The 22,255-nt window shown below is 68.3% G+C and carries 24 protein-coding genes; 3 read left to right on the top strand and 21 right to left on the bottom strand.

The annotated features are described in order from the left end of the window. Nucleotides 1-106 precede the first annotated feature (106 nt). Nucleotides 107-1,444, bottom strand: a complete 1,338-nt coding sequence (gene iscB, locus OH735_RS25985) for an RNA-guided endonuclease IscB (protein ID WP_406386735.1) — start codon at nt 1,442-1,444, stop codon at nt 107-109. A gap of 635 nt (nt 1,445-2,079) precedes the next feature. On the opposite strand from iscB, the gene OH735_RS25980 reads away from it, so the two are divergent. Then, nucleotides 2,080-2,652, top strand: coding sequence for a cob(I)yrinic acid a,c-diamide adenosyltransferase (locus OH735_RS25980; RefSeq protein ID WP_406383992.1), 573 nt, complete (start codon nt 2,080-2,082; stop codon nt 2,650-2,652). A gap of 54 nt (nt 2,653-2,706) precedes the next feature. Here the strand turns inward: OH735_RS25980 and OH735_RS25975 are convergent, their stop codons facing one another. Then, entirely contained in the window at nt 2,707-3,249 is a 543-nt protein-coding gene (locus OH735_RS25975) for a hypothetical protein (RefSeq protein ID WP_406383990.1), read from the bottom strand. Nucleotides 3,250-3,400: 151 nt separating this feature from the next. Here OH735_RS25975 and OH735_RS25970 point away from each other — a divergent pair, with 151 nt between their 5' ends. Together OH735_RS25970 and OH735_RS25965 are read left to right on the top strand one after the other, a co-directional pair. Further along, a complete protein-coding gene (locus OH735_RS25970; protein WP_406386733.1) occupies nt 3,401-4,597 on the top strand; it encodes a sensor histidine kinase in 1,197 nt (398 codons plus the stop codon). Next, nucleotides 4,594-5,244: a response regulator gene (locus OH735_RS25965; RefSeq protein ID WP_406383988.1), complete on the top strand. Its 651-nt coding sequence runs from the start codon at nt 4,594-4,596 to the stop codon at nt 5,242-5,244. Before OH735_RS25970 ends, OH735_RS25965 begins: the two co-directional genes overlap by 4 nt. Before the next feature lie 234 nt (nt 5,245-5,478). Here the strand turns inward: OH735_RS25965 and OH735_RS25960 are convergent, their stop codons facing one another. From OH735_RS25960 to OH735_RS25870, 19 genes are all read right to left on the bottom strand, one after another. Then, a complete protein-coding gene (locus OH735_RS25960) occupies nt 5,479-5,925 on the bottom strand; it encodes a DUF2550 domain-containing protein (RefSeq protein WP_406386732.1) in 447 nt (148 codons plus the stop codon). A gap of 141 nt (nt 5,926-6,066) precedes the next feature. Continuing rightward, nucleotides 6,067-6,441, bottom strand: a complete 375-nt coding sequence (locus OH735_RS25955) for a F0F1 ATP synthase subunit epsilon (RefSeq protein WP_406383986.1) — start codon at nt 6,439-6,441, stop codon at nt 6,067-6,069. Nucleotides 6,442-6,551: 110 nt separating this feature from the next. Continuing rightward, the gene (gene atpD / locus OH735_RS25950) at nt 6,552-7,994 is read right to left on the bottom strand and encodes a F0F1 ATP synthase subunit beta (protein WP_406383984.1); all 1,443 of its coding nucleotides are present in this window, start codon (nt 7,992-7,994) and stop codon (nt 6,552-6,554) included. After that, nucleotides 7,994-8,911, bottom strand: a complete 918-nt coding sequence (locus tag OH735_RS25945) for a F0F1 ATP synthase subunit gamma (RefSeq protein WP_406383981.1) — start codon at nt 8,909-8,911, stop codon at nt 7,994-7,996. Before OH735_RS25945 ends, atpD begins: the two co-directional genes overlap by 1 nt. 3 nt (nt 8,912-8,914) lie before the next feature. Beyond that, entirely contained in the window at nt 8,915-10,486 is a 1,572-nt protein-coding gene (gene atpA / locus OH735_RS25940) for a F0F1 ATP synthase subunit alpha (RefSeq protein WP_266748597.1), read from the bottom strand. 138 nt (nt 10,487-10,624) lie between these two features. Then, nucleotides 10,625-11,440 (bottom strand): F0F1 ATP synthase subunit delta, encoded by an 816-nt coding sequence (locus tag OH735_RS25935; protein WP_406383979.1) that lies wholly within the window; start codon nt 11,438-11,440, stop codon nt 10,625-10,627. Then, a complete protein-coding gene (locus OH735_RS25930; RefSeq protein WP_406383977.1) occupies nt 11,437-11,982 on the bottom strand; it encodes a F0F1 ATP synthase subunit B in 546 nt (181 codons plus the stop codon). The genes OH735_RS25935 and OH735_RS25930 overlap by 4 nt, the downstream gene beginning before the upstream one ends. Nucleotides 11,983-12,020: 38 nt before the next feature. Beyond that, the gene (gene atpE / locus OH735_RS25925; protein ID WP_030386954.1) at nt 12,021-12,248 is read right to left on the bottom strand and encodes an ATP synthase F0 subunit C; all 228 of its coding nucleotides are present in this window, start codon (nt 12,246-12,248) and stop codon (nt 12,021-12,023) included. A gap of 72 nt (nt 12,249-12,320) precedes the next feature. Further along, nucleotides 12,321-13,157, bottom strand: coding sequence for a F0F1 ATP synthase subunit A (atpB, locus tag OH735_RS25920; protein WP_406386731.1), 837 nt, complete (start codon nt 13,155-13,157; stop codon nt 12,321-12,323). A 210-nt stretch (nt 13,158-13,367) separates the two neighbouring features. Beyond that, a complete protein-coding gene (locus OH735_RS25915; protein ID WP_406383974.1) occupies nt 13,368-13,805 on the bottom strand; it encodes a hypothetical protein in 438 nt (145 codons plus the stop codon). A 262-nt stretch (nt 13,806-14,067) separates the two neighbouring features. Beyond that, nucleotides 14,068-15,453, bottom strand: coding sequence for an MraY family glycosyltransferase (locus tag OH735_RS25910; RefSeq protein ID WP_406383972.1), 1,386 nt, complete (start codon nt 15,451-15,453; stop codon nt 14,068-14,070). A gap of 85 nt (nt 15,454-15,538) precedes the next feature. Next, a complete protein-coding gene (gene glyA / locus OH735_RS25905; protein WP_406383970.1) occupies nt 15,539-16,810 on the bottom strand; it encodes a serine hydroxymethyltransferase in 1,272 nt (423 codons plus the stop codon). Between the two features lie 42 nt (nt 16,811-16,852). Beyond that, a complete protein-coding gene (locus tag OH735_RS25900) occupies nt 16,853-17,038 on the bottom strand; it encodes a hypothetical protein (RefSeq protein ID WP_406383969.1) in 186 nt (61 codons plus the stop codon). Nucleotides 17,039-17,139: 101 nt separating this feature from the next. Next, complete coding sequence (locus OH735_RS25895; RefSeq protein ID WP_406383967.1) at nt 17,140-17,781, bottom strand: protein-tyrosine-phosphatase; 642 nt, start codon at nt 17,779-17,781, stop codon at nt 17,140-17,142. Further along, a complete protein-coding gene (locus tag OH735_RS25890) occupies nt 17,778-18,425 on the bottom strand; it encodes an L-threonylcarbamoyladenylate synthase (protein ID WP_406383965.1) in 648 nt (215 codons plus the stop codon). Before OH735_RS25890 ends, OH735_RS25895 begins: the two co-directional genes overlap by 4 nt. 64 nt (nt 18,426-18,489) lie before the next feature. Next, a complete protein-coding gene (gene prmC / locus OH735_RS25885; protein ID WP_406383963.1) occupies nt 18,490-19,335 on the bottom strand; it encodes a peptide chain release factor N(5)-glutamine methyltransferase in 846 nt (281 codons plus the stop codon). 40 nt (nt 19,336-19,375) lie between these two features. Next, nucleotides 19,376-20,452, bottom strand: coding sequence for a peptide chain release factor 1 (prfA, locus tag OH735_RS25880; RefSeq protein WP_406383961.1), 1,077 nt, complete (start codon nt 20,450-20,452; stop codon nt 19,376-19,378). Nucleotides 20,453-20,606: 154 nt separating this feature from the next. Continuing rightward, nucleotides 20,607-20,831 (bottom strand): 50S ribosomal protein L31, encoded by a 225-nt coding sequence (rpmE, locus tag OH735_RS25875; RefSeq protein ID WP_351204959.1) that lies wholly within the window; start codon nt 20,829-20,831, stop codon nt 20,607-20,609. Between the two features lie 187 nt (nt 20,832-21,018). Continuing rightward, nucleotides 21,019-22,122, bottom strand: coding sequence for an LCP family protein (locus OH735_RS25870; RefSeq protein ID WP_406383959.1), 1,104 nt, complete (start codon nt 22,120-22,122; stop codon nt 21,019-21,021). Between the last annotated feature and the right edge of the window lie 133 nt (nt 22,123-22,255).

Here is a 22,255-nt window from a genome sequence, read left to right as displayed (position 1 = left end):
GTTCACATGCTCTCCGGCGGAGATTAGTACCCGTGAGGGGCCCTGGGGAGGCGAAGAGATGCGCGTCACGTCATACGTCACGCACATCACATTTCCAGCAGGCGCATCACCCGGTGAAAGAGTCTTCGGGGCGAGTGCCGTAGCCGTAGCCGTCCGCTCGCTTCAGCATCCGAAGACGGCGGTGGTGGACACCCTGGACGAGCCCCGAGGCCGTACGGATATTGAAGCGCCCCGTGGCCCGCACAGCCACGCGCCCCACGTGATGGCCCCGGTACTTGCCTGAGGGAAGAGATGCGGCGACCAGATCCCCGGTGGCATATCCATGGTGCTGCTTCTGCCGGGGGCGGCGGAGCCGCGGAAAGCCGAACTTGTCCGGAGTGGTGCGCGCGTAGACGCCGCGTCCGGTCGCGATCACGACCAGAACAGCATTCGGGTGGCTGACCAAGCTCGTGGATTCAGCGAGTTCGCCCACGCACAAAGCGTCGAGCGTATGTGTCTTGGGCAGACTGGAGCGGATCCGGTTGTACTTTGTCCGCCCTCCGGACCAGGCCCGCACCGGCCTGCCGAGCCCAGTCAGCGCCACGTGGAGAAGACGACGCGTGGCGTTCACGGCTGCAGCATCCCTCAGCGGGGCTTTGGCCTGCGCAACGATTCTCGCAAGCCGTTCAGGGCTGTCGGCGAGGAAGTCGGCCGGCATTCTCGAGCCCTTGGCCTGGTTACACGGCCCGCACGCCAGGGTCAGGTTGGAAGCGCGGTCACTCCCACCTCGCGCGCGAGGACAGATGTGCTCAATCTGCAAAGGGACGCCAGTCACACCGCAGTAGGCACATGTGCTGCCCCATTTCACCAAAAGGTACTCACGTATCTCAAAGCCACACAAGGTGCCTTGCTGGTACTCGGCGCCTTCCAGCGGATGTCCCGCCGACAAGGCGTGCGTGTCAAAGGCGACGCGTTCCACGTGGATCTCATTCACAGGAAACAACCGTCCCAGCCGTCGGACGACAGAAACCGTGGTGTCGATCCGATGCTGAACTGAAGGGGGAAGCCACCCGTCCTTCCTCGCTCGGTTCCTGAAACGCACAGGACGGTAGCGCAGATTCGCACTGCGGCGGCGTCGTCGGTAGGCGGCGCGCTGTTGCATGCGCTTGCTGATGTGACTGCCGCGGTGCCTGAGTTCAATGGCGAACAGGCCACGCCGGACGCTCTTGGGAACCGCTGCAGAACTGGGTGCGCTCTGCTCCATCGTGACCGCGATGCCCGTGCCCTTACTCCCGGGATCGACCCTCACTTCGACACCGGTCCCCTCGGACTGTGCGAGCGTCCGATCCTTCATGCGTATGGCGAATGGCATGTGGCTGATCACTGCCGCGCGCCCTTGGCTCAGGAGCCTCCTCGCTCGTGCCGGGTGCGTGGGCATAAGCGGCCGCCCGTGGCAGTCAAGCACGGGCACCCGGGAGTCACCGGCTGCAACTCTTCGGACGGTGCCGTCCTCACGGACGGCGTGTACTCCCTCAGCAGCGGACGCGGCTTGCGCATTCGCGGCCTCGGGGTGACGCTCCCGGCGCCTGGTGCGGCTGCCGGGAGTCTCCCCTCGCTCATGTCCGATGCCAGCGCCGTCGGACGACCGCCGACGGGGTCCGCGCCCCGTTTCGTCCCTGCTCCCAGGGTTGTCTGCAGGCGCAGATTCCAGAGCCTGCCGCTGAGGAAGCACGACAGGGTGGGTGGGCTCGCTCACATCGAACGTAGTCATCGAGGCACCTCTTTGAACTGATGACTTGAGCTGGTCAACCTGAGCCCGACACCGGTCAGGGCGGCTGAACTCCGACCGGCAAGGCCGAGGAGCGGTTGACGTCTCACATGACGGACATGCGCCGAGTCGCTACGGACCCCGCACACCGGTTCGTCATATCAAACGAGTGATCACGTCCAGGGTTACGCCCGGCACGACAAACAATCACCTACCGCGGGACGACCGTGCTGTGCTGTACGGGGTACTGGCCGCGCTCACCTTCGCGCTGTCGGCCGTGACGGTGGGCACACGCGTCTTCCGTAGCACCGGTGCCCAACTAGGCTGGCCACATGGTCAATCTGACACGTATCTACACCCGTACCGGCGATCAGGGCACCACCGCCCTCGGCGACATGAGCCGGACCGCCAAGACCGATCTGCGGATCTCCGCGTACGCCGACACCAATGAGGCCAATGCCGTCATCGGTACGGCGATCGCGCTCGGGCAGCTTTCCGAGGATGTCGTGAAGGTCCTCGTCCGGGTACAGAACGACCTGTTCGACGTGGGCGCGGATCTGTCGACGCCGGTCGTCGAGAACCCGAAGTATCCACCACTGCGGGTCGAGCAGAGTTACGTCGACAAGCTGGAGGCGGACTGCGACCACTTCCTCGAACAGCTGGAGAAGCTGCGCAGCTTCATCCTTCCGGGCGGTACGCCGGGGGCAGCGCTGCTGCACCAGGCGTGCACGGTGGTCCGGCGGGCGGAACGGTCCACGTGGGCGGCGCTGGAGGTGCACGGCGAGGTGATGAACACGCTGACGGCGACGTATCTCAACCGGCTCTCCGACCTGCTGTTCATCCTCGCGAGGACGGCGAACAAGGAGGTCGGCGACGTGCTGTGGGTGCCGGGCGGCGAGCGGTAGCGGTTGTTGTCATCAAGCGCCGGACGGGCTTGAAGATCAAGCCCGTCCGACCTCTCAGCGGCCCGCCCTCTCCCGCTTCGGGAACACCGTGTAGCTCCCCGCGATGACCACGTTGATCCCGATCACGAACAGCATCTTCTGCTGCCACGCCTGGAGCGACGTCACGTCGCCGTCCCCGCCCACGTACCAGACCGCCGCTTGGAGCAGCGCCACGGCCACCACCGCCGCGACCGTCCAGCGTGCCGCGACCCGCCACTCGTGCGCCGCCCGGGCCATCCCGTACCTCGGCGGCTTCACCGGCGGCGGGCCACCCGCGAAGCGGTGGGCGAACCGGGCGTCGGCCCAGCGGATCGTGGAGTGGCCGAGTCCCACCGTAAAACCGATGTAGACCGCCGCGAGCCCGTGTTTCCAGTCGGGCTCGGCCCCGTTCTTCAGGTCGATGGCCGTGACCACCAGCAGCACGACCTCCAGCAGCGGCTCGCACAGCAGTACGGCCGCGCCCAGGCGCGGCATCTTCGCCGGGTACCGCAGCGCGAGCCCCGCGGCCAGCAGCACCCAGAAGGCGACTTCGCAGAGCACGATCAGCGTGACGATCACGGCACTTCTCCTTCCCGTTGCTTCCAGCTTTCCGGCCGAGGTGCCCAAAATCGTCGTCGGCAGTGACGAACCGCGACTGCATCCTTCGATGTACACGTTCCTCACCCCCGGTAGGGAGGTCCGGGGCCGGGCCGCCGTGTTGGATGGGAGGGTGTTCTCCTTCACCCGGCCGCACCGCCACGACGTGCTCATCGCCGCCATCGGTCTCTTCGGCGGTCTGTTCCTGTGGGTGCTCGGGCTGCACATGCAGGGCGACCGGACCTTCGTCGCGCCGTGGGTCTCCCTGCTGCCGCTCGCCGTCGTCTCGGGGCTCGAACTGGTACGCAGGAACGCCCCGCAGACAGCTCTGGTCATCGGCACGCTCGCGCTGGTCGCGGACCAGTTCACGGTCGGGAATCTGGCGACGGTGCTGATGTTCACCGACCTGATGTACGCGGCCGTGCTGTACGGGACACCGTCCGCCGCCCGCCGTATCCCGGTGACCACGTTCCTGATCACGGTCGCGGTCACCATCGGGTTCCTGGCGTGGTTCCGTAATCCTCAGGCGCTGCTCATCGGCGTCGTCACCGGCATGGTCTCCTTCCTGCCCGCCATCACGGGGGTCAGCGTCCGCAACCACCGGGACGCCGCCGAGGCCGCCCTGCTGCGCGCCGATCAGACCGCGCTGCTGGCCGAGATGGACCGCACGCAGGCGGTGACCGCGGAGCGCGCCCGGATGGCCCGCGAGTTGCACGACATGGTGGCCAACCATCTTTCCGCCATCGCGATCCACTCCACCGCCGCGCTCTCCATCGACGAGCCGGACACTTCGCGCGAGGCGCTGGGCGTGATCCGCGAGAACAGCGTCGACGGTCTCGCCGAGATGCGCCGACTGATCGGGCTGCTGCGTACCGGTGGCGCGAACTCGGAGCCGAGCGCCTCGCCGACGCTCGCCTCGCTGGACGCGCTGATCGAGCAGGCCCGTACGAACGCCGCGGCGAGCGGTCTGACCTGCGTCTTCGAGGACGCCCGCGACGAGCGTGGCCCGCTGCCCGCGCCGGTCGAGCTGGCCGCGTACCGGATCGTCCAGGAGTCGCTGACGAACGCGCTCAAGCATGCCGCGCCCGGCCCGGTGGTGGTGCGGCTCGGGTGGGCCGGGCCGCTGCTCGCCGTGGAGGTCAGCAGTGTGTTCGGTGACCGTGCCGGGCCGCGCGCGCCCGGCTCGGGGGCCGGTCTGGTGGGCATGCGGGAGCGGGTGGCACTGCTCGGCGGAGCGATCGAGGCGGGTCCGGTGCGCACCGGCGACGGAACGGGGATCTGGCGGGTACGGGCCGAACTGCCCGTGGCGGAAGGGAGTGTGAGGGCATGACGATCCGGGTGGTGGTCGCCGAGGACCAGTCGGCCGTCCGTGCGGGGCTGGTGCTCATTCTGCGCAGTGCGCCGGACATCGAGGTCGTGGGCGAGGCCGGGGACGGCGAGGAGGCGGTGCGGCTGGCACGCGAGCTGCGGCCGGATCTGGTGCTGATGGACGTGTCGATGCCTCGGCTCGACGGGGTGTCGGCGACCGGGCAGGTGGTGGCCGAGGGACTCGCGGACGTGCTGGTGCTGACGACCTTCGATCTGGACGAGTACGTCTTCGGGGCGTTGCGGGCGGGAGCGGCGGGATTTCTGCTGAAGAACACCGAGGCGCGCGATCTGCTCGAAGCGGTACGTACGGTGGCACGCGGCGAGGGGCTGATCGCCCCGGCCGTGACGCGCCGTCTGATCGCGGAGTTCGCCGGGGCCGCCCCCGTACGGCCGGCGAACGCGCCCGATCCGGCGGTGCTCGACGCCCTCACCCGGCGGGAGCGGGAGGTGCTGGCCTGTCTCGGCGCGGGGCTGTCGAATGCCGAGATCGCGGTCCGGCTCTCGATGGCCGAGGCGACGGTGAAGACGCACGTCAGCAGGTTGCTGGGCAAGCTGGGACTGCGCAGCCGGGTCCAGGCGGCGGTGCTGGCACAGGAGTTGGGCATCTGAGGTTTAGTTTCGATCTTTGGTCTGGACCTCTTGACTTCCTAATCTCACCCAGCACACTGCGGTGAGTGCGCCATGACAAGGCGTGCTCAGGACGGCGCAGGGTTTGCAGTCCACCGACCACCCCCACTCAGTATCGCGCACACCCCCGGAAAGCAGCTGGGGAGACAGGTCCGCCCCCTGTCTCCCCGGTTCTTCGTCGGCTGCGGTACGGGCCACGTCGTACGGACCTCGGGCTCAGGCCACGTTCACCCGCTGGCCGGGCGGAGCCGCCTCCAGCCAGGCGAGGAATCCGGTCAGCGCGTCCTCGCTCATGGCCAGCTCCAGGCGGATCCCACTATGAAGACAGCCGAGCACCACAGCGTCCGACAGGAGCGCCAGCTCCTCCTCGCCCTCGGGCAGCCGACGTGCGACCACCTCGATCGCGGAACGCTCCAGGCCCCGGCGCGGCCGCGGAGCGTACGAGAAGACCCGGAACCAGTCAATCCGGTCTCCGCTGTACCGGGCGACCCCGTACACCCAGCCCTTGCCCGAGAGATCGGGCTCCTCCGGCACATTCCATCGCAGGCTGCAGTCGAAGGTCCCACCGGAGCGCTGAATAAGCCGCCGGCGCAGACCGAAGACGAAGAGTCCAACCACGACCAGTGCGACGACCAGCCCGCCCACCCACAGCGCGAGGAACATCTCCACCGACCTCCTCGCGTCGTCGAGTAACGGATACCGCCAGAACTACAACCGCACCTGCATCGCCTCAGCCGCGGCACGGTCTGGAGTGGTCTCCAGCCCGGGCCGCGGCTGAGGGTAAAGCTACGTTGTCGCGGGGCGCTAGCGCACCGCCACCGCACGCAGTCGCACTTCGGCGCGCCGCTCGGAGGCGGCGTCCGTGTCCGACTTCGCACGCTCCAGCGCACGCTCGGCGCGCTTGACATCGATCTCGTCCGCCAGCTCCGCGATCTCCGCGAGCAGCGAGAGCTTGTCGTCCGCGAACGAGATGAAACCGCCGTGCACAGCGGCGATCACGGTCGCGCCGTCGCTCGTACGGATCGTCACCGGGCCCGATTCCAGCACACCCAGAAGCGGCTGGTGACCGGGCATGACGCCGATGTCGCCGGACGTGGTGCGCGCGACGACCAGGGTGGCCTCGCCGGACCAGACACTGCGGTCCGCGGCGACCAGCTCGACGTGCAGCTCAGCAGCCAAGGGTGGCTCCTCGGGTCACCACCCGGCCGTTCATGCCGGGTGTTGGGTCAATTCTACGGGGCGTGGTGAGGGGGACGGGACGCGCTCGTCCCCCTCGGTGAGCCATGGGCTCAGGAGACGCCGAGCTCCTTGGCCTTGGCCTTGAGGTCCTCGAGGCCACCGCACATGAAGAACGCCTGCTCCGGGAAGTGGTCGTACTCACCGTCGCAGATCGCGTTGAACGCGGCGATCGACTCGTCGAGCGGCACGTCCGAACCGTCCAGGCCGGTGAACTGCTTGGCGGCGTGGGTGTTCTGCGACAGGAAGCGCTCGACGCGACGGGCACGGTGGACAACGAGCTTGTCCTCCTCGCCCAGCTCGTCGATACCGAGGATCGCGATGATGTCCTGGAGGTCCTTGTACTTCTGCAGGATTCCCTTGACACGGCTGGCCGCGTCGTAGTGCTCCTGCGTGATGTAGCGCGGGTCCAGAATGCGGGACGTGGAGTCCAGCGGGTCCACGGCCGGGTAGATGCCCTTCTCGGAGATCGGACGGGAGAGAACCGTCGTCGCGTCGAGGTGGGCGAACGTGGTGGCCGGGGCCGGGTCGGTCAGGTCGTCCGCGGGGACGTAGATCGCCTGCATCGAGGTGATCGAGTGACCACGCGTCGAGGTGATGCGCTCCTGGAGCACACCCATCTCGTCGGCCAGGGTCGGCTGGTAACCCACTGCGGACGGCATACGGCCGAGCAGCGTGGAGACCTCGGAACCGGCCTGGGTGAAGCGGAAGATGTTGTCGATGAAGAGCAGCACGTCCTGCTTCTGCACATCGCGGAAGTACTCCGCCATGGTCAGGGCGGACAGCGCGACCCGCAGACGGGTGCCCGGCGGCTCGTCCATCTGGCCGAAGACCAGCGCGGTCTTGTCCAGGACGCCCGAGTCGGTCATCTCGTCGATGAGGTCGTTGCCCTCACGGGTGCGCTCACCGACACCGGCGAACACCGACACACCCTCGTGCAGCTTCGCCACACGCATGATCATTTCCTGGATGAGGACCGTCTTGCCGACGCCCGCACCGCCGAACAGACCGATCTTGCCGCCCTTGACGTACGGGGTCAGCAGGTCGACGACCTTCAGGCCGGTCTCGAACATCTCGGTCTTGGACTCGAGCTGGTCGAAGGCCGGGGCCTTGCGGTGGATCGGCCAGCGCTCGGTGATCTGCGCCTCGGCCTCCGGCTCGTTCAGGATCTGACCGAGGGTGTTGAACACCTTGCCCTTGGTGATGTCGCCGACCGGGACGGTGATGCCCGCACCCGTGTCGGTCACCGGAGCCTGGCGGACCAGACCGTCGGTGGGCTGCATCGAGATCGCGCGGACCACGCCGTCGCCCAGGTGCTGGGCGACCTCGAGGGTCAGCGTCTTACGAGCGCCGGCCTCGGCCGGGTCCGCTACCTCGACGTGCAGGGCGTTGTAGATCTCCGGCATCGCGTCGACGGGGAACTCCACGTCGACGACCGGGCCGATGACCCGGGCGACGCGGCCCGTGGCAGCGGCCGTCTCAACTGTCGTCGTCATTACTTGTCACTCCCCGCGGACGCGTCGGCCAGAGCACCTGCACCGCCGACGATCTCGCTGATTTCCTGGGTGATTTCGGCCTGGCGGGCCGCGTTGGCAAGCCGGGAGAGGCTCTTGATCAGATCCCCGGCGTTGTCGGTCGCCGACTTCATCGCGCGGCGGCGGGCGGCGTGCTCGGAAGCGGCTGCCTGCAACAGTGCATTGTAAATACGGCTCTCGACGTAGCGTGGCAGAAGGGCGTCGAGGACGTCCTCGGCCGACGGCTCGAAGTCGAACAGCGGAAGGATCTCGCCCTTCGTACCGCTCTCTTCAGCAACCTTGTCGAGCGAAAGCGGCAGCATCCGGTCGTCGACCGCGTTCTGCGTCATCATCGACACGAACTCGGTGAAGACGATGTGCAGTTCGTCGACGCCGCCCTCGGCCAAGTCCTTCTGGACGGCCTCGATCAGCGGCGCAGCGACGTTCTTGGCATCCGCATACGACGGGCTGTCGGTGAAGCCGGTCCAGGAGTCTGCGACCTTGCGCTCGCGGAAGCCGTAGTAAGCGACACCCTTGCGGCCGACGATGTACGTGTCGACCTCCTTGCCCTCACCTGCGAGCCGCTCCCGGAGCCGCTCCGCCGCCTTGATGGCGTTGGAGGAGTAGCCGCCGGCCAGACCGCGGTCGCTCGTGATGAGCAGAACCGCGGCGCGGACCGGGGACTCGGCCTCGGTGGTGAGCGGGTGCTTGGTGGTGGAGCCGGTCGCCACCGCGGTCACCGCGCGGGTGAGCTCGGTCGCGTACGGCATCGACGCCGCCACCTTGCGCTGCGCCTTGACGATGCGCGAGGCGGCGATCATCTCCATCGCCTTGGTGATCTTCTTGGTCGCGGTGACGGCTTGGATGCGGCGCTTGTAAACGCGAAGCTGAGCGCCCATCGATCAGCCCTCGCCCAGAAGCTTGCCGTCCGAGGTCTCGAACTGCTGCTTGAAGGCGGCGATCGCGTCGGCGATCGACTGCAGCGTGTCGTCGGACATCTTGGCGCCCTCGGCGATGCTGGTCAGGAGGTCCTTGCGCTCACGGCGCAGGTACTCCAGCAGCTCGCTCTCGAAGCGACGGATGTCCTCGACCGGGACGTCGTCCATCTTGCCGGTGGTGCCGGCCCAGACGGAGACGACCTGCTCCTCGACCGGGAACGGAGCGTACTGCGGCTGCTTCAGCAGCTCGACCATGCGCTTACCGCGCTCCAGCGACGCCTTCGAGGCCGCGTCCAGGTCGGAACCGAAGGCGGCGAACGCCTCCAGCTCGCGGTACTGGGCGAGGTCGACACGGAGTCGGCCGGAGACCTGGCGCATCGCCTTGTGCTGGGCGGAGCCACCGACACGGGAGACCGAGATACCGACGTTCAGGGCCGGGCGCTGGCCGGCGTTGAACAGGTCGGACTCCAGGAAGCACTGGCCGTCGGTGATGGAGATGACGTTGGTCGGGATGAACGCCGACACGTCGTTCGCCTTGGTCTCGACGATCGGGAGGCCCGTCATCGAACCGGCACCCATGTCGTCGGAGAGCTTGGCGCAGCGCTCCAGCAGACGCGAGTGGAGGTAGAAGACGTCGCCCGGGTAGGCCTCACGGCCCGGCGGACGGCGCAGCAGAAGCGACACGGCGCGGTAGGCGTCGGCCTGCTTCGAGAGGTCGTCGAAGATGATCAGGACGTGCTTGCCCTGGTACATCCAGTGCTGGCCGATGGCCGAACCGGTGTACGGCGCCAGGTACTTGAAGCCGGCCGGGTCGGACGCCGGGGCGGCGACGATGGTCGTGTACTCGAGCGCACCGGCCTCTTCGAGGGCACCGCGCACGGAGGCGATGGTGGAGCCCTTCTGACCGATGGCGACGTAGATGCAGCGCACCTGCTTGTTCACGTCGCCCGAGCGCCAGTTGTCGCGCTGGTTGATGATCGTGTCGACGGCCAGAGCGGTCTTACCCGTCTGACGGTCACCGATGATCAGCTGACGCTGGCCGCGGCCGATCGGCACCATGGCGTCGACGGCCTTGTAGCCGGTCTGCATCGGCTCGTGCACCGACTTGCGGACCATGACGCCAGGGGCCTGCAGCTCGAGGGCGCGGCGGCTGTCGGTCGCGATCTCGCCGAGACCGTCGATCGGGTTGCCGAGCGGGTCGACGACGCGGCCGAGGTAGCCCTCGCCCACACCGACGGAGAGCACCTCACCGGTGCGCTGCACCGGCTGGCCCTCTTCGATACCGCTGAACTCGCCGAGAACGATCGCACCGATCTCGCGCTCCTCGAGGTTGAGGGCGAGACCGAGGGTTCCGTCCTCGAACTTCAGCAGCTCGTTCGCCATGGCCGAGGGAAGACCCTCGACCTTCGCGATGCCGTCGCCGGCAACGCTGACCGTACCGACCTCCTCGCGCGAGGCCGCGTCCGGCTTGTACGACTGGACAAAGTTCTCCAGCGCATCCCGGATCTCCTCCGGCCGGATCGTGAGCTCCGCCATCTGGGTTCCCTGCTCTCCTTGTTGGGCCCGAAGTTTCTTAAGGGGGTCTGGGGGCCGACCCCCAGGAATCTTCTGCAATTTCTGCACGGCCCAACCGGGCCGCTGGTCTTGCTCTGTTCTGTTGCTGCGCTGTGCTCGTCAGCCGGCCATGCGACGGGTCGCCTCTTCGAGGCGCTCCGCGATGGTGCCGTTGATGACCTCGTCACCCACCTGCACCGCGATCCCGCCGAGGACCGTGGGGTCCACATCGAGATTCAGGTGCATCGGCCGGCCGTAGATCTTCGCCAGCGCGGCGCCGAGGCGCTGCTTCTGCTGATCGCTCAGCGGTACTGCCGAGGTCACCACGGCGACCATGCGGTTGCGGCGCTCCGCGGCGAGCTTGGAGAGGGACTCGAGTCCCGCTTCAAGGCTACGTCCACGCGGCTGGGTCACCAGCCGCACGACCAGGCGCTCGGTGGTGGACCGTGCCTTGCCGCCGAGCAGGCTGCGCAGCAGCTCGCTCTTGGCAGCGGTGGATCCGGACCGGCCGGTGAGCGCGGCGCGCAGTTCCTTGTCGGACGAGACGATCCGGCCGAACCGGAACAGCTCGTCCTCGACGTCGTCGAGGTCTCCGCTGCGCTGGGCGGCGGTGAGGTCCGCGATGTTCGCCAGTTCCTCGACCGAGTCGACCAGGTCACGCGACTGCGACCAGCGGGAGCGGATCATGCCGGAGATCAGGTCGACGGCCTCGCCGCCCACCTGACCGCGCAGCAGACGTCCGGCCAGCTCGGCCCGGGCCTCGCCGGCCTGCGACGGGTCGGTGAGGACCCGTCGCAGTGAGACCTCGCGCTGGAGCAGCGCCGTGACGGCGGCCAGCTCCTCGGCGAGCTTCGCCGCGTCGACCGACGTGTTGTCGGTCAGCGCGTCGAGACGCTCACGTGCGGCAGCCAGTGCCTCGCGGCTCGCGCCGTTCATCGGACGGCCTCGGCCTTCGCCTCGAGCTCGTCGAGGAAACGGTCGACGGTGCCGCTCTGCCGGGCGTGGTCCTCGAGGGACTCGCCGACGAGCTTGCCGGCCAGGTCGGTGGCGAGCTTGCCCACGTCCTGACGCAGCGCCAAGGCCGCGGCCTTGCGGTCGGCCTCGATCTGGGAGTGGCCGGCAGCAATGATCTCCTCGCGCTGCCGCTGGCCTTCCGCCCGCATCTCCTGCAGGATCACGGCGCCCTGCTCCTGAGCCTCCTGGCGCAGGCGCGCGGCCTCGTGGCGAGCCTCGGCGAGCTGAGCCTTGTACTGCTCAAGAACGCTCTGGGCCTCGGTCTGGGCCGCATCGGCCTTCTCGATACCGCCTTCGATGGCCTCGCGGCGCTCTTCCAGAACCTTGTTGATGTTCGGGAGGAGCTTCTTGGCGAGGAAGCCGAAGACGATGACGAAGGCGATCAGACCGATGACGAGCTCAGGGAGCGGCGGAACGAGCGGATTCTCAGGCTTCTCCGCCGCGAGCTGAACCAGGGGGTTCACATCAGTGCCTTTCGTCGGAACGGACTAGTCGCAGTTCGTCAGCTGTAGACGAACGGCATGACCAGACCGATCAGGGCGAGCGCCTCACAGAAGGCGAAGCCGAGAATCTGGTTGGCGCGGATCAGGCCGGCAGCCTCGGGCTGACGAGCGAGAGCCTGCGTGCCGTTACCGAAGATGATGCCGACGCCGACGCCGGGGCCGATGGCAGCCAGGCCGTATCCGACGGAGCTGAGGGAACCGGTGACGGCGGCAAGGGTCTGGGACATGCCAGTTCTTCCTTCTCTTTCACGGACCGGTGGGGGTTGGCCACCGGACGACTGGGGGTATGGGAGGCGCGATCAGTGGTGCTCGGCGACAGCGCCCTGGATGAAGGCGCACGCCAGGAGCACGAAGACGTACGCCTGAACAGCCTGGATGAACAGCTCGAAGGCGGTCATCACGATCACCATCACGAACGAGACGCCCGCGTAGGCGATACCGATGCCATTGAGCAGGTACCAGCTGGCGATGGTGAAGAGCAGGAGCAGCGTGTGCCCCGCGAACATGTTCGCGAAGAGTCGGACCGCGTGCGTGAAGGGGCGGACCAGGACGTTCGAGAAGAACTCGATGACCATGACCAGCGGCAGAACCGGGCCGAGCGACTTGTCGTAGCCCGTCAGGTTCTTGAAGCCGCCGACGAAGCCGTGCCTCTTGAACGTGATGCTCATCCAGAGGACGTAGACGATCAAGGCCAAGCCGGCCGGGTACGCGATGATCGACGTCACCGGGAACTGGGCGAGCGGGATGATCGACCAGAGGTTCATCATCCAGACGAAGAAGAAGATCGACACCATCAGCGGGACGTACTTCTCGCCCTCGCGCTTGCCGAGCGTCTCGTAGACGATGCCACGGCGGACGAAGTCGTAGCCGGCCTCGGCGACCATCTGCAGCTTGCCCGGAACGACCTTCGGCTTACGGAAGGCAGCCCAGAAGAAGCCGACGATGATGACCGTACCGAGGAGCGCCAGCAGCATCGTCTTGTTGAAGTAGACGTTGCTGTTCGCGTCACCGAAGATCGGCTCGAACAGGAAAGAGTGCAAGCCAGGACCCGGGAAACCACAACCGGAGAAGATGTGGCAATCGGTCTCGAAGGCGAGCACCTGTGTCGGGTCAGCACTCACCGCGGGCTCCTTCAGCGTGGCGCATAGGTACGGCAACCTCGTTGTGTCGGCGCGGCGCGCAGCCGCGGTTCGGCACTGGACTGGTGTTACGGATGTGTGAGCGGCAGTCAGGCATTGAGCCTCGCGATCGAGCAGGCGTCAGCTCACATGCCCGCGCCCGCAGTGCCGCAGTTGGAACCGGACGATAGCAGGGTCCGGGACTTGCACTTATTCCGCCCCTACCCTTCACGCCTTCGACCCCGTGTTCTCGGGCTTTTTACCCTTGTCGGATTCAGGTTCGACGTAAAGGATCTTGGCCTTCATGTGCGCACGCGCCTGTGCGCCGATCCACACGAGGGTCGTCGCGACCAGCGTGATCGCGAAGGCCTTCGGGTTGAACATCGTGGTGTTCTTGAACGCGGCGACAAAGATGAACAGCAGGAGAAGCTGAGCTGTGTAGAGCATCAGCCCCATCGCCTGGAACAGGTGGGGCAGGGACCTCGCGGTCCGTTGCAGGACCCCGAGTCCGATCCCCATGAAGAGGATCACCACGATCGCCGCAACGGCCGCGCCCAGGGCTCCCTTGCCGCCGGCAACGCCAGCGCTGACGGCGGCGGCAACAGCGCCGACGACAGCGGTGGGCACGGCGGCTTGAAGGAGAGTCCGGACGTCGTTGGACGGCATGGCGGCAGCTCCGCTTGCAGGGGGTGGTCAGTGTGTCGTCATGGACGAGCGTAGGCCCGGTCCGAGTCGAGGCCTCGGGCCGATGGACCGTGGCACTCAGGTCCTTCAACTCCGTCACCGGGCTTCGTGAACGGTATCACAAACTATTTGATGAGGTCTTTACCAAGAAAGTGTGCCCGCTATCACACGTATGGGTGAACCTGCACGTGTGAGCAAGGCAACTCAACGCCTTGTCTGGTATTGCCCCTTGATGACCGAATCGTCAACGCGTCGAATCAGCCGCGTTTCTGTCCGAAAGACGCGAACGGGGGCCGATCGCGGTCGCCCCGTTGACGCCGGAAACCCCCACGACGATCGGGGCCCTTTCCTGGGGCTCGCGCCCCTCCTGCCCCATCTGCCTGTCCAGGGGCCGCTGTTGGGCCTCGTCCGGAGCCGCTGGTTGGGTGTCGGGCACCTCGCCCTTGCCGCGGCGCCGGCGGTAGCGGGGCGGTAGGAACCGTTCCGCCCAGTACGGCGCCTGCGGGGTGAACCGGGGCAGCAGGAGCAGGACCAGGCCCAGCGCGCTCAGCCCCATGATGACCAGCACGATCCACAGGGACGCCGAGTGCACGGAGTAGCCCACCGCACCGAAGGCGATCAGCGCCGACCAGAAGTACATGATCAGCACGGACCTGCTGTGCGAATGGCCGATCTCCAGCAGTCGGTGGTGCAGATGGCCGCGGTCCGCCGCGAACGGCGACTGCCCGTTCCAGGTACGCCGCACGATCGCCAGGACCAGGTCGGCGGCCGGGATCGCGATGATGGTCAACGGCAGCAGCAGCGGGATGAAGACCGGCAGCATCGCGTGGGTGGCCTCGCGCTCACTGCCCGCGAAGAGCTTCATGGTGTCCGGGTCGACCTGCCCGGTGACGGAGATCGCGCCCGCCGCCAGCACGAGGCCGATCAGCATCGAACCCGAGTCGCCCATGAAGATCCGGGCCGGATGCATGTTGTGCGGCAGGAAGCCCAGGCACATGCCCATCAGGATCGCCGTGAAGAGCGTCGCGGGGGCCGCGGCCTCGATCATGTGCCCGTACCAGAGCCGGTACGTGTACAGGAAGAACGCCGCGGAGGCGATGCAGACCGTGCCCGCCGCGAGACCGTCCAGACCGTCGACGAAGTTGACCGCGTTGATCGTGATGACGACCAGGGCGACCGTGAGCAGGGTGCCCTGCCACTGGGTGAGCGCGACGGTGCCGACGCCGGGGATCGGCAGCCACAGGATCGTCAGGCCCTGGATCACCATGACCGCGGCGGCGATCATCTGCCCGCCGAGCTTGATCAGTGCGTCGATCTCGAACTTGTCGTCCAGCACACCGATCAGCCAGATCAGCGCGGCCCCGGAGAGCAACGCCCGCGGCTCGCTGGAGAGTTTGAAGACCCAGTCGAGGTTGTACAGATGCGCCGCGACGATCAGCCCCGCGCACAGCCCGCCGAACATGGCGATGCCACCGAGCCGCGGTGTCGGTTCTCGGTGGACGTCACGCGCACGGATCGCGGGCATCGCCCCGACCGCGATGGCGAATTTACGCACCGGGCCGGTCAGCAGATAGGTCACCGCGGCCGTGACACAGAGCGTCAGCAGGTAATCACGCACGGGCTGCCCCACAGATTTCGCCGGCCATCTCAGCCCACACCTTAACGAGGTGGGGCTCATGGTTGGGACACGGAGGACGGGCCGATGGTTGCATGGGTCACGTCTGCGCCGGATAGGGCGGGTATTTCCGGGCCAGCTCCCGGACCTCCGCCCGAATGTCGCCCTCCTCACGCACCGCCGCTCCGAAGAGCGCCGCCAGCTGTGCCATGTCGGCGTCGTCCATGCCCTGGGTGGTGACGGCCGCGGTGCCCAGCCTGATGCCCCGGGCGTCCCCGTACGGAAGCGCGCAGGTGTCCAGCACCAGGCCCGCCGCCGCCAGCCGGGCGCGGGCGACCGGGCCGTCGACGCCGAGCGCGGCCGGGTCCGCGACGATCAGGTGGGTGTCCGTGCCGCCGGTGGTGATCTCGAAGCCCTCGGCAGCCAGACCGGCGGCCAGCACCCGGGCATGGGCCACCACGCGATGGGCGTAGTCCGTGAACGCGGGCGTGGCCGCCTCCCCGAACGCGACGGCCTTCGCGGCGACGGTGTGCATCTGCGCACCGCCCTGCGTGAAGGGGAAGACCGCCCGGTCGATCCGCTCGGCCAGCTCCGCACCGCACAGGATCATCCCGCCGCGCGGACCGCGCAGCACCTTGTGCGTGGTCGCGCAGACCACATCGGCGTACGGCACCGGGCTCGGCGCCGCTCCCCCGGCGATCAGTCCCATCGGGTGCGCGGCGTCGGCGATGAGGTACGCGCCCACCTCGTCCGCGATGTCCCGGAAGAGTTCGTAGTCGGGATGGCGGGGGTACGAGATCGAGCCGCTGACGATCGCCTTGGGGCGGTGCGCGCGGGCCAGGGTGCGCACCTGCTCGTAGTCGATCAGGCCGCTCTCGGAGTCGACCCCGTATCCGATGAACTCGAACCAGCGGCCGGAGAAGTTGGCGGGCGAGCCGTGGGTGAGATGTCCGCCGTACGGGAGTCCCATCGCGAGCACCGTGTCGCCGGGGCGCAGCAGGGCCGCGTACGCGGCGAGGACGGCGGAGGAGCCGGAGTGCGCCTGGACGTTGGCGTGTTCGGCGCCGAAGAGCGCCGTGGCCCGCCGGCAGGCGATGCGTTCGGCGGCGTCGGCCTGCTCGCAGCCGCCGTGGTAGCGGGCGTCGGGGTAGCCCTCGGCGTACTTGTTGGCGAGTGGTGAGCCGAGGGCGGCGAGGACCGCGGGCGAGGTGAAGTTCTCGGCGGCGATCAGCTGCAGGGTGGTCGACTGCCGGTGCAGCTCGCCCAGGAGTACGGCGGCGATCTCCGGGTCTTCCCGGAGCAGGGCGCCGAAGTCCTGCGGCAGGGCGGTCCCGGCGTCGGAGGGGGGTGCGGCAGGAGTGGTGACCGGCATCGAGGAACTCCGGGCCTGGGGAGGGGTGCGCTTGGGTCAGCTTCAAATGTAGGCCCGGAAGGGGCCCCCTGCCCGCTGTACGGCGACGTCGTACACCCGCCCGGCCCCCAAGTGCGGGACCGGGTCGTACAGCCGTCGGAGTGCCCTGAAGCGGCCTGCGGCCCAGTGCGGGACCGGTACGCCGGTAGGCGCCGTGACGACCGGGTCCAGGGCCTGGTCGAGCACCACTCCCGACGCGCCCCTCGCACCGCTCGGCCCCAGGGGGCCTCCCCGGCTTCGGCCCGCTGCGCCGGCCTCCGGCCGTCCGGGCAGGCGGCAGAGCCCCGTCCTCAGTGGCCGGCCTTGATACCCGTCAGCGCCGTGACGACCGGGTCCAGGGCCTGATTGATCTCGTCGCCGATGGACCGGAAGAACGTGATCGGGGCGCCGTACGGGTCGTACACCTCGTCGGCCTCGGCAGTGGGGGCCAGCAGCCAGCCGCGCAGCGCCGCCGCGGCGCGGACCAGTGCGCGGGCGCGTTCGACGACGCCCTCGTCGCGCGGGGCGGGCAGCGTGGCGGGGTCTATGGCCCGGACCAGCCGGGTGAATTCCTTGAGGGTGAAGGTCCGCAGGCCGGCGGAGTGACCCATCGAGATGACCTGGGCCCGGTGGTCGCGGGTGGCGGTGAGCACCAGGTCGGCGCGGATCACGTGCTCGTCGAGGAGTTCCCGGCCGACGAAGCCGGTGGTGTCGGCGCCGAAATCGGCGAGGACGATCTCGGCGTTGGCCTCCATGGGGGCGCCCTCGTGGCCCCAGGTGCCCGCGCTCTCCACGATCAGTCCGCCCTGGCGCGGGTCGCCGAGGCGGTCCACCAGGGCGTGCCGGGTCAGCCGCTCGGTGATCGGCGAGCGGCAGACGTTGCCGGTGCTGACGTGGAGGATGCGGAAAGTGTCGGCCTGCCCCGCTATGCCACGCCCCTCAGGGGCGGTCAATTGGCCACCTCAAGGTCGGGTACCACCTTGCGGAGTTCCTCGACGGAGAGCGCGCCCGCGCGCAGCAGTACGGGGATCTTGCCGGTCACGTCGACGATCGACGACGGCACGATGCCGGGCGTCGGGCCGCCGTCGAGGTAGACGGAGACGGAGTCGCCGAGCATCTCCTGGGCGGCGTCGCAGTCCTCGGGCGCCGGGTGGCCGGTGAGGTTGGCGCTGGAGACGGCCATCGGGCCGACCTCGGTGAGCAGCTCGATGGCGACCGGGTGCAGCGGCATGCGGATGGCGACGGTGCCACGGGTGTCCCCGAGGTTCCACTGGAGCGACGGCTGGTGCTTGGCGACGAGCGTGAGGGCGCCGGGCCAGAAGGCGTCGACGAGTTCCCAGGCCTGCTCGGAGAAGTCGGTGACCAGCCCGTGCAGGGTGTTCGGGGAGCCGATCAGGACGGGGGTCGGCATGTTGCGGCCGCGGCCCTTGGCGTCCAGCAGGTCGGCGACGCCCTCGGAACTGAAGGCGTCCGCACCGATGCCGTACACGGTGTCGGTGGGCAGCACGACCAGTTCGCCGCGGCGGACGGCCGACGCGGCCTCACGCAGACCCGTCGTACGGTCGGTCGCGTCGTTGCAGTCGTATCGCCGTGCCATCAGCCGGCCTCCTCAAGCATGTACGGGTAGGGCGGGTACGGGTCGTGCGGGTGGTGGCCGCCGGTCACGGCATGGCCTTGCGGGCCGTGGCGAACCGGGGCCGGTTGTTCAGGTCGGGGTGGTCGGCCGCGTCGGCCCAGCCACGTTCCTCGGTGAAGATCCACGGCACCTGGCCGCCCTGCGTGTCGGCGTGCTCGATGACGACGAGGCCGCCGGGGCGCAGCAGGCGGTGTGCGGTGCGTTCGATGCCGCGGATGGTGTCGAGGCCGTCCTCACCGGAGAAGAGGGCCATCTCCGGGTCGTGGTCGCGGGCCTCGGGCGCCACGTACTCCCATTCGGTGAGCGGGATGTACGGCGGGTTGGAGATGACCAGGTCGACCAGGCCGTCGAGCTCGGGGAGGGCGGTGAGCGCGTCTCCCCGGTGGACGGTGACCCTGGACCCCTCGGCGTTCTTCCTGGTCCACTTGAGGGCGTCGTCGGACAGCTCCACGGCGTGCACCCGGGAGCGTGGCACCTCCTGGGCCATGGCCAGGGCGATGGCGCCCGATCCGCTGCACAGGTCGACGACGACCGGTTCGACGACGTCCATCGCGCGGACGGCGTCTATCGCCCAGCCGACGACCGATTCGGTCTCCGGGCGGGGGACGAAGACGCCGGGGCCGACCTGGAGTTCCAGGTAGCGGAAGAAGGCGCGTCCGGTGATGTGCTGGAGCGGCTCGCGGGCCTCGCGGCGGGCGATGGCCTCCCAGTAGCGGGCGTCGAAGTCCGCGTCCGGCACCAGGTGCAGCTCGCCCCGCTTGACGCCGTGCACGAACGCGGCGAGTTCCTCCGCGTCGAATCGCGGGGAGGGCACACCGGCGTCGGCCAGCCGCTGAGTGGCCTGGGCCACCTCGGCGAGCAGCAGGTTCATCGCGGTTCTCCGTACGGGTTACGGGCGGGGCGGGCTTTGCTTATGCGGCGGCGAGCTTGGCGGCGGAGTCGGCGTCGACACATGCCTGGATCACCGTGTCCAGGTCGCCGTCGAGCACCTGGTCCAAGTTGTACGCCTTGAAGCCGACGCGGTGGTCCGAGATCCGGTTTTCCGGGAAGTTGTATGTCCGGATCTTCTCGGATCGGTCGACCGTACGCACCTGACTGCGTCGTACGTCCGAGGCTTCCTGCTCCGCGGCCTCCTGGGCGGCGGCGAGCAGCCGCGAGCGCAGGATGCGCATGGCCTGCTCCTTGTTCTGGAGCTGGCTCTTCTCGTTCTGGCAGGAGGCGACGACGCCGGTCGGCAGGTGGGTGATGCGGACCGCCGAGTCCGTGGTGTTGACGGACTGGCCGCCGGGGCCCGAGGAGCGGTAGACATCGATACGGAGATCGTTGGCGTGGATCTCGACGTCGACCTCCTCGGCCTCGGGCGTGACGAGCACGCCGGCGGCGGAGGTGTGGATGCGGCCCTGGGACTCGGTGGACGGCACGCGCTGCACGCGGTGCACCCCGCCCTCGTACTTCAGCCGGGCCCACACGCCCTGGCCGGGCTCGGTGGCGCCGTTGCCGCCCTTGGTCTTCACGGCGACCTGGACGTCCTTGTAGCCGCCGAGCTCGGACTCGGTGGAGTCGATGATCTCGGTCTTCCAGCCGACGCGCTCGGCGTAGCGCAGATACATCCGCAGCAGATCTCCGGCGAACAGGGCGGACTCGTCGCCGCCCGCGCCCGCCTTGATCTCCAGGAGCACGTCCTTGTCGTCGCTGGGGTCGCGCGGGACCAGGAGGAGGCGGAGCTTCTCGGTGAGCTCTTCGCGCTGCTTCTCCAGGTCCTTGACCTCTGCGGCGAAGTCGGGGTCGTCGGCGGCCAGCTCGCGGGCCGTCTCGATGTCGTCCCCGGTCTGCTTCCAGGAGCGGTACGTGGCGACGATCGGGGTCAGCTCGGCGTAGCGCTTGTTGAGCTTACGCGCGTTGGCCTGGTCGGCGTGGACGGACGGGTCCGCGAGCTTCTTCTCAAGATCGGCCTGTTCACCGATCAGTTCCTCGACCGCCTCGAACATCTTCGGGCTCCTGGTTCCTTCATTCGAACGTGCCTGCTGGACGGCGTGATGCTGTCCGGGCTGGGACGGGGGACGGCCCCGTACCCCGGGCCGGAAAAAGCGCCGGTCTCGACGCCCCCTGGAAGAGGGCGCCGAGAACCGGCGCAGTGGCTCGCTACTTGCTGGCGGAGCCGGCAGCCTTGCCGAAGCGGGCCTCGAAGCGGGCCACACGGCCACCGGTGTCGAGGATCTTCTGCTTGCCCGTGTAGAACGGGTGGCACTCGGAGCAGACGTCGGCGCGGATGCTGCCGCCGCCGATGGTGCTCCGGGTCGTGAACGACGCGCCACAGGTGCAGCTGACCTGCGTTTCGACGTACTCGGGGTGGATGTCGCGCTTCAAGGGTTTCTCCTAGATTCGGGAGGGCACCGGGTCGTACGCGCGGATTGCGCGTCCGTGAACCGGGGCCGACGTACCAGTCTGCCAGGACCGGCCGTATCTCCCAAAACCGGGGGCGGGCCGCACGTATTCCCGGTCCGCGTTCCCGGTTCGCATTCCGGCCCGTGCTCCCGGCCTGCCCGACCCCCGGTCACTGGAGGATGCGGCCCGCAGTGCCCTTGTCGCCCGCCGACTTCTCGGTGGCGGAGGCGGGGATCACCTTGTCCTGCTTGAGCGCCGCCCAGACCTGCTGGGCGGACTTCTCCAGCGGCACGACGCGGTTCGGGTCGGCCGGGTCGTACTGGACGGGCAGCGTGACCATGTGGACGTTCTTCGGGCCGAGCCCCTTGAGGCCGTTCGCGAAGCCGGTGAGCTGCGTGACCGAACCCAGCTCGGAGTCGGTGGTGATGGCCCTGGTCGCCGTGTCCGCGAGGTCGAAGAGCGTCTTCGGGTTCGAGTACACGCCCACGCTCCTGGCCTGTTCCATCAGCGCCTTGACGAACGCCTGCTGGAGCTGGATGCGGCCGAGGTCGCTGCCGTCGCCGATGCTCTTGCGGGTGCGGACGAGGCCCAGCGACTGCTCGCCGTCGAGGGTGTGGGTGCCGGGCTCCAGATTCAGATGGCTCTTGGTGTCGTGGATCGCCTCGGTGGTGGTGATCTTCACGCCGCCCAGGTCGTCGATGAGCTTCTTGAAGCCGGTGAAGTCGACTTCGAGGTAGTGGTCCATGCGGATGCCGGACATCGACTCGACGGCCTTGACCGCACAGGCCGGTCCGCCGACCTCGTACGCCGTGTTGAACATGGCGCGCTGCCGGCCCGCGACGGTCTTGCCGGTGGTGTCGCTGGTGCAGTCGGGGCGGGTGATGAGGGTGTCGCGCGGGATGGAGACGACGGAGGCCGTCTTGTGGCCCTTGTTGAGGTGGACGACCATCGCGGTGTCGGAGCGGGCCGTGCCCTCGTCGGCTCCGTACGCGGAGTTCGCGCCGGAGCGGGAGTCCGAGCCGAGCACGAGGATGTCCTCGGAGCCGTTGTCGACGTTGTCGGGGCGGTTCTTGCCGAGCGCCGCGTTGATGTCGACGGCCTTGAGATTGCCGTTGAGCTCGAAGTAGGCGTATCCGAGCCCACCACCGCCGACGACCACGGCGCCGGCCAGGGTCCAGGCACCGATCACCGTCGCCCTGCGGCGACGGGAAGGCTTCTTCCGGCGTTTGCCGGTGGGGCGTATTCGGCCGCCGCTCCCGCTCTGCTCCGTCATCCGTCTCCTCCGGTCGTCAGCTGTTCCCGGACCGGCCCTCCCCGTATCGGTGTTCGGGCACTGGTTCCTCGGCTTTTCCACTGGCTTTGGCGACTTGTCGGTACTTCGTACGACGCCGCGGCCCGAAGAAGGG

The sequence above is a fragment of the Streptomyces sp. NBC_01618 genome (assembly GCF_045209435.1).
Taxonomy (GTDB): domain Bacteria; phylum Actinomycetota; class Actinomycetes; order Streptomycetales; family Streptomycetaceae; genus Streptomyces.
This window is presented reverse-complemented; position numbering and strand designations above follow the sequence as displayed.

Coding starts and splice junctions, on each gene's coding strand:
- OH735_RS25980 (WP_406383992.1), top strand. CDS start 2,080: ATGGTCAATCTGACACGTATCTACACCCGTACCGGCGATCAGGGCACC.
- OH735_RS25965 (WP_406383988.1), top strand. CDS start 4,594: ATGACGATCCGGGTGGTGGTCGCCGAGGACCAGTCGGCCGTCCGTGCG.
- OH735_RS25960 (WP_406386732.1), bottom strand. CDS start 5,925: ATGTTCCTCGCGCTGTGGGTGGGCGGGCTGGTCGTCGCACTGGTCGTG.
- atpD (WP_406383984.1), bottom strand. CDS start 7,994: ATGACGACGACAGTTGAGACGGCCGCTGCCACGGGCCGCGTCGCCCGG.
- OH735_RS25945 (WP_406383981.1), bottom strand. CDS start 8,911: ATGGGCGCTCAGCTTCGCGTTTACAAGCGCCGCATCCAAGCCGTCACC.
- atpA (WP_266748597.1), bottom strand. CDS start 10,486: ATGGCGGAGCTCACGATCCGGCCGGAGGAGATCCGGGATGCGCTGGAG.
- OH735_RS25935 (WP_406383979.1), bottom strand. CDS start 11,440: ATGAACGGCGCGAGCCGCGAGGCACTGGCTGCCGCACGTGAGCGTCTC.
- atpE (WP_030386954.1), bottom strand. CDS start 12,248: ATGTCCCAGACCCTTGCCGCCGTCACCGGTTCCCTCAGCTCCGTCGGA.
- OH735_RS25915 (WP_406383974.1), bottom strand. CDS start 13,805: ATGCCGTCCAACGACGTCCGGACTCTCCTTCAAGCCGCCGTGCCCACC.
- glyA (WP_406383970.1), bottom strand. CDS start 16,810: ATGCCGGTCACCACTCCTGCCGCACCCCCCTCCGACGCCGGGACCGCC.
- OH735_RS25890 (WP_406383965.1), bottom strand. CDS start 18,425: ATGGCACGGCGATACGACTGCAACGACGCGACCGACCGTACGACGGGT.
- prmC (WP_406383963.1), bottom strand. CDS start 19,335: ATGAACCTGCTGCTCGCCGAGGTGGCCCAGGCCACTCAGCGGCTGGCC.
- prfA (WP_406383961.1), bottom strand. CDS start 20,452: ATGTTCGAGGCGGTCGAGGAACTGATCGGTGAACAGGCCGATCTTGAG.
- OH735_RS25870 (WP_406383959.1), bottom strand. CDS start 22,122: ATGACGGAGCAGAGCGGGAGCGGCGGCCGAATACGCCCCACCGGCAAA.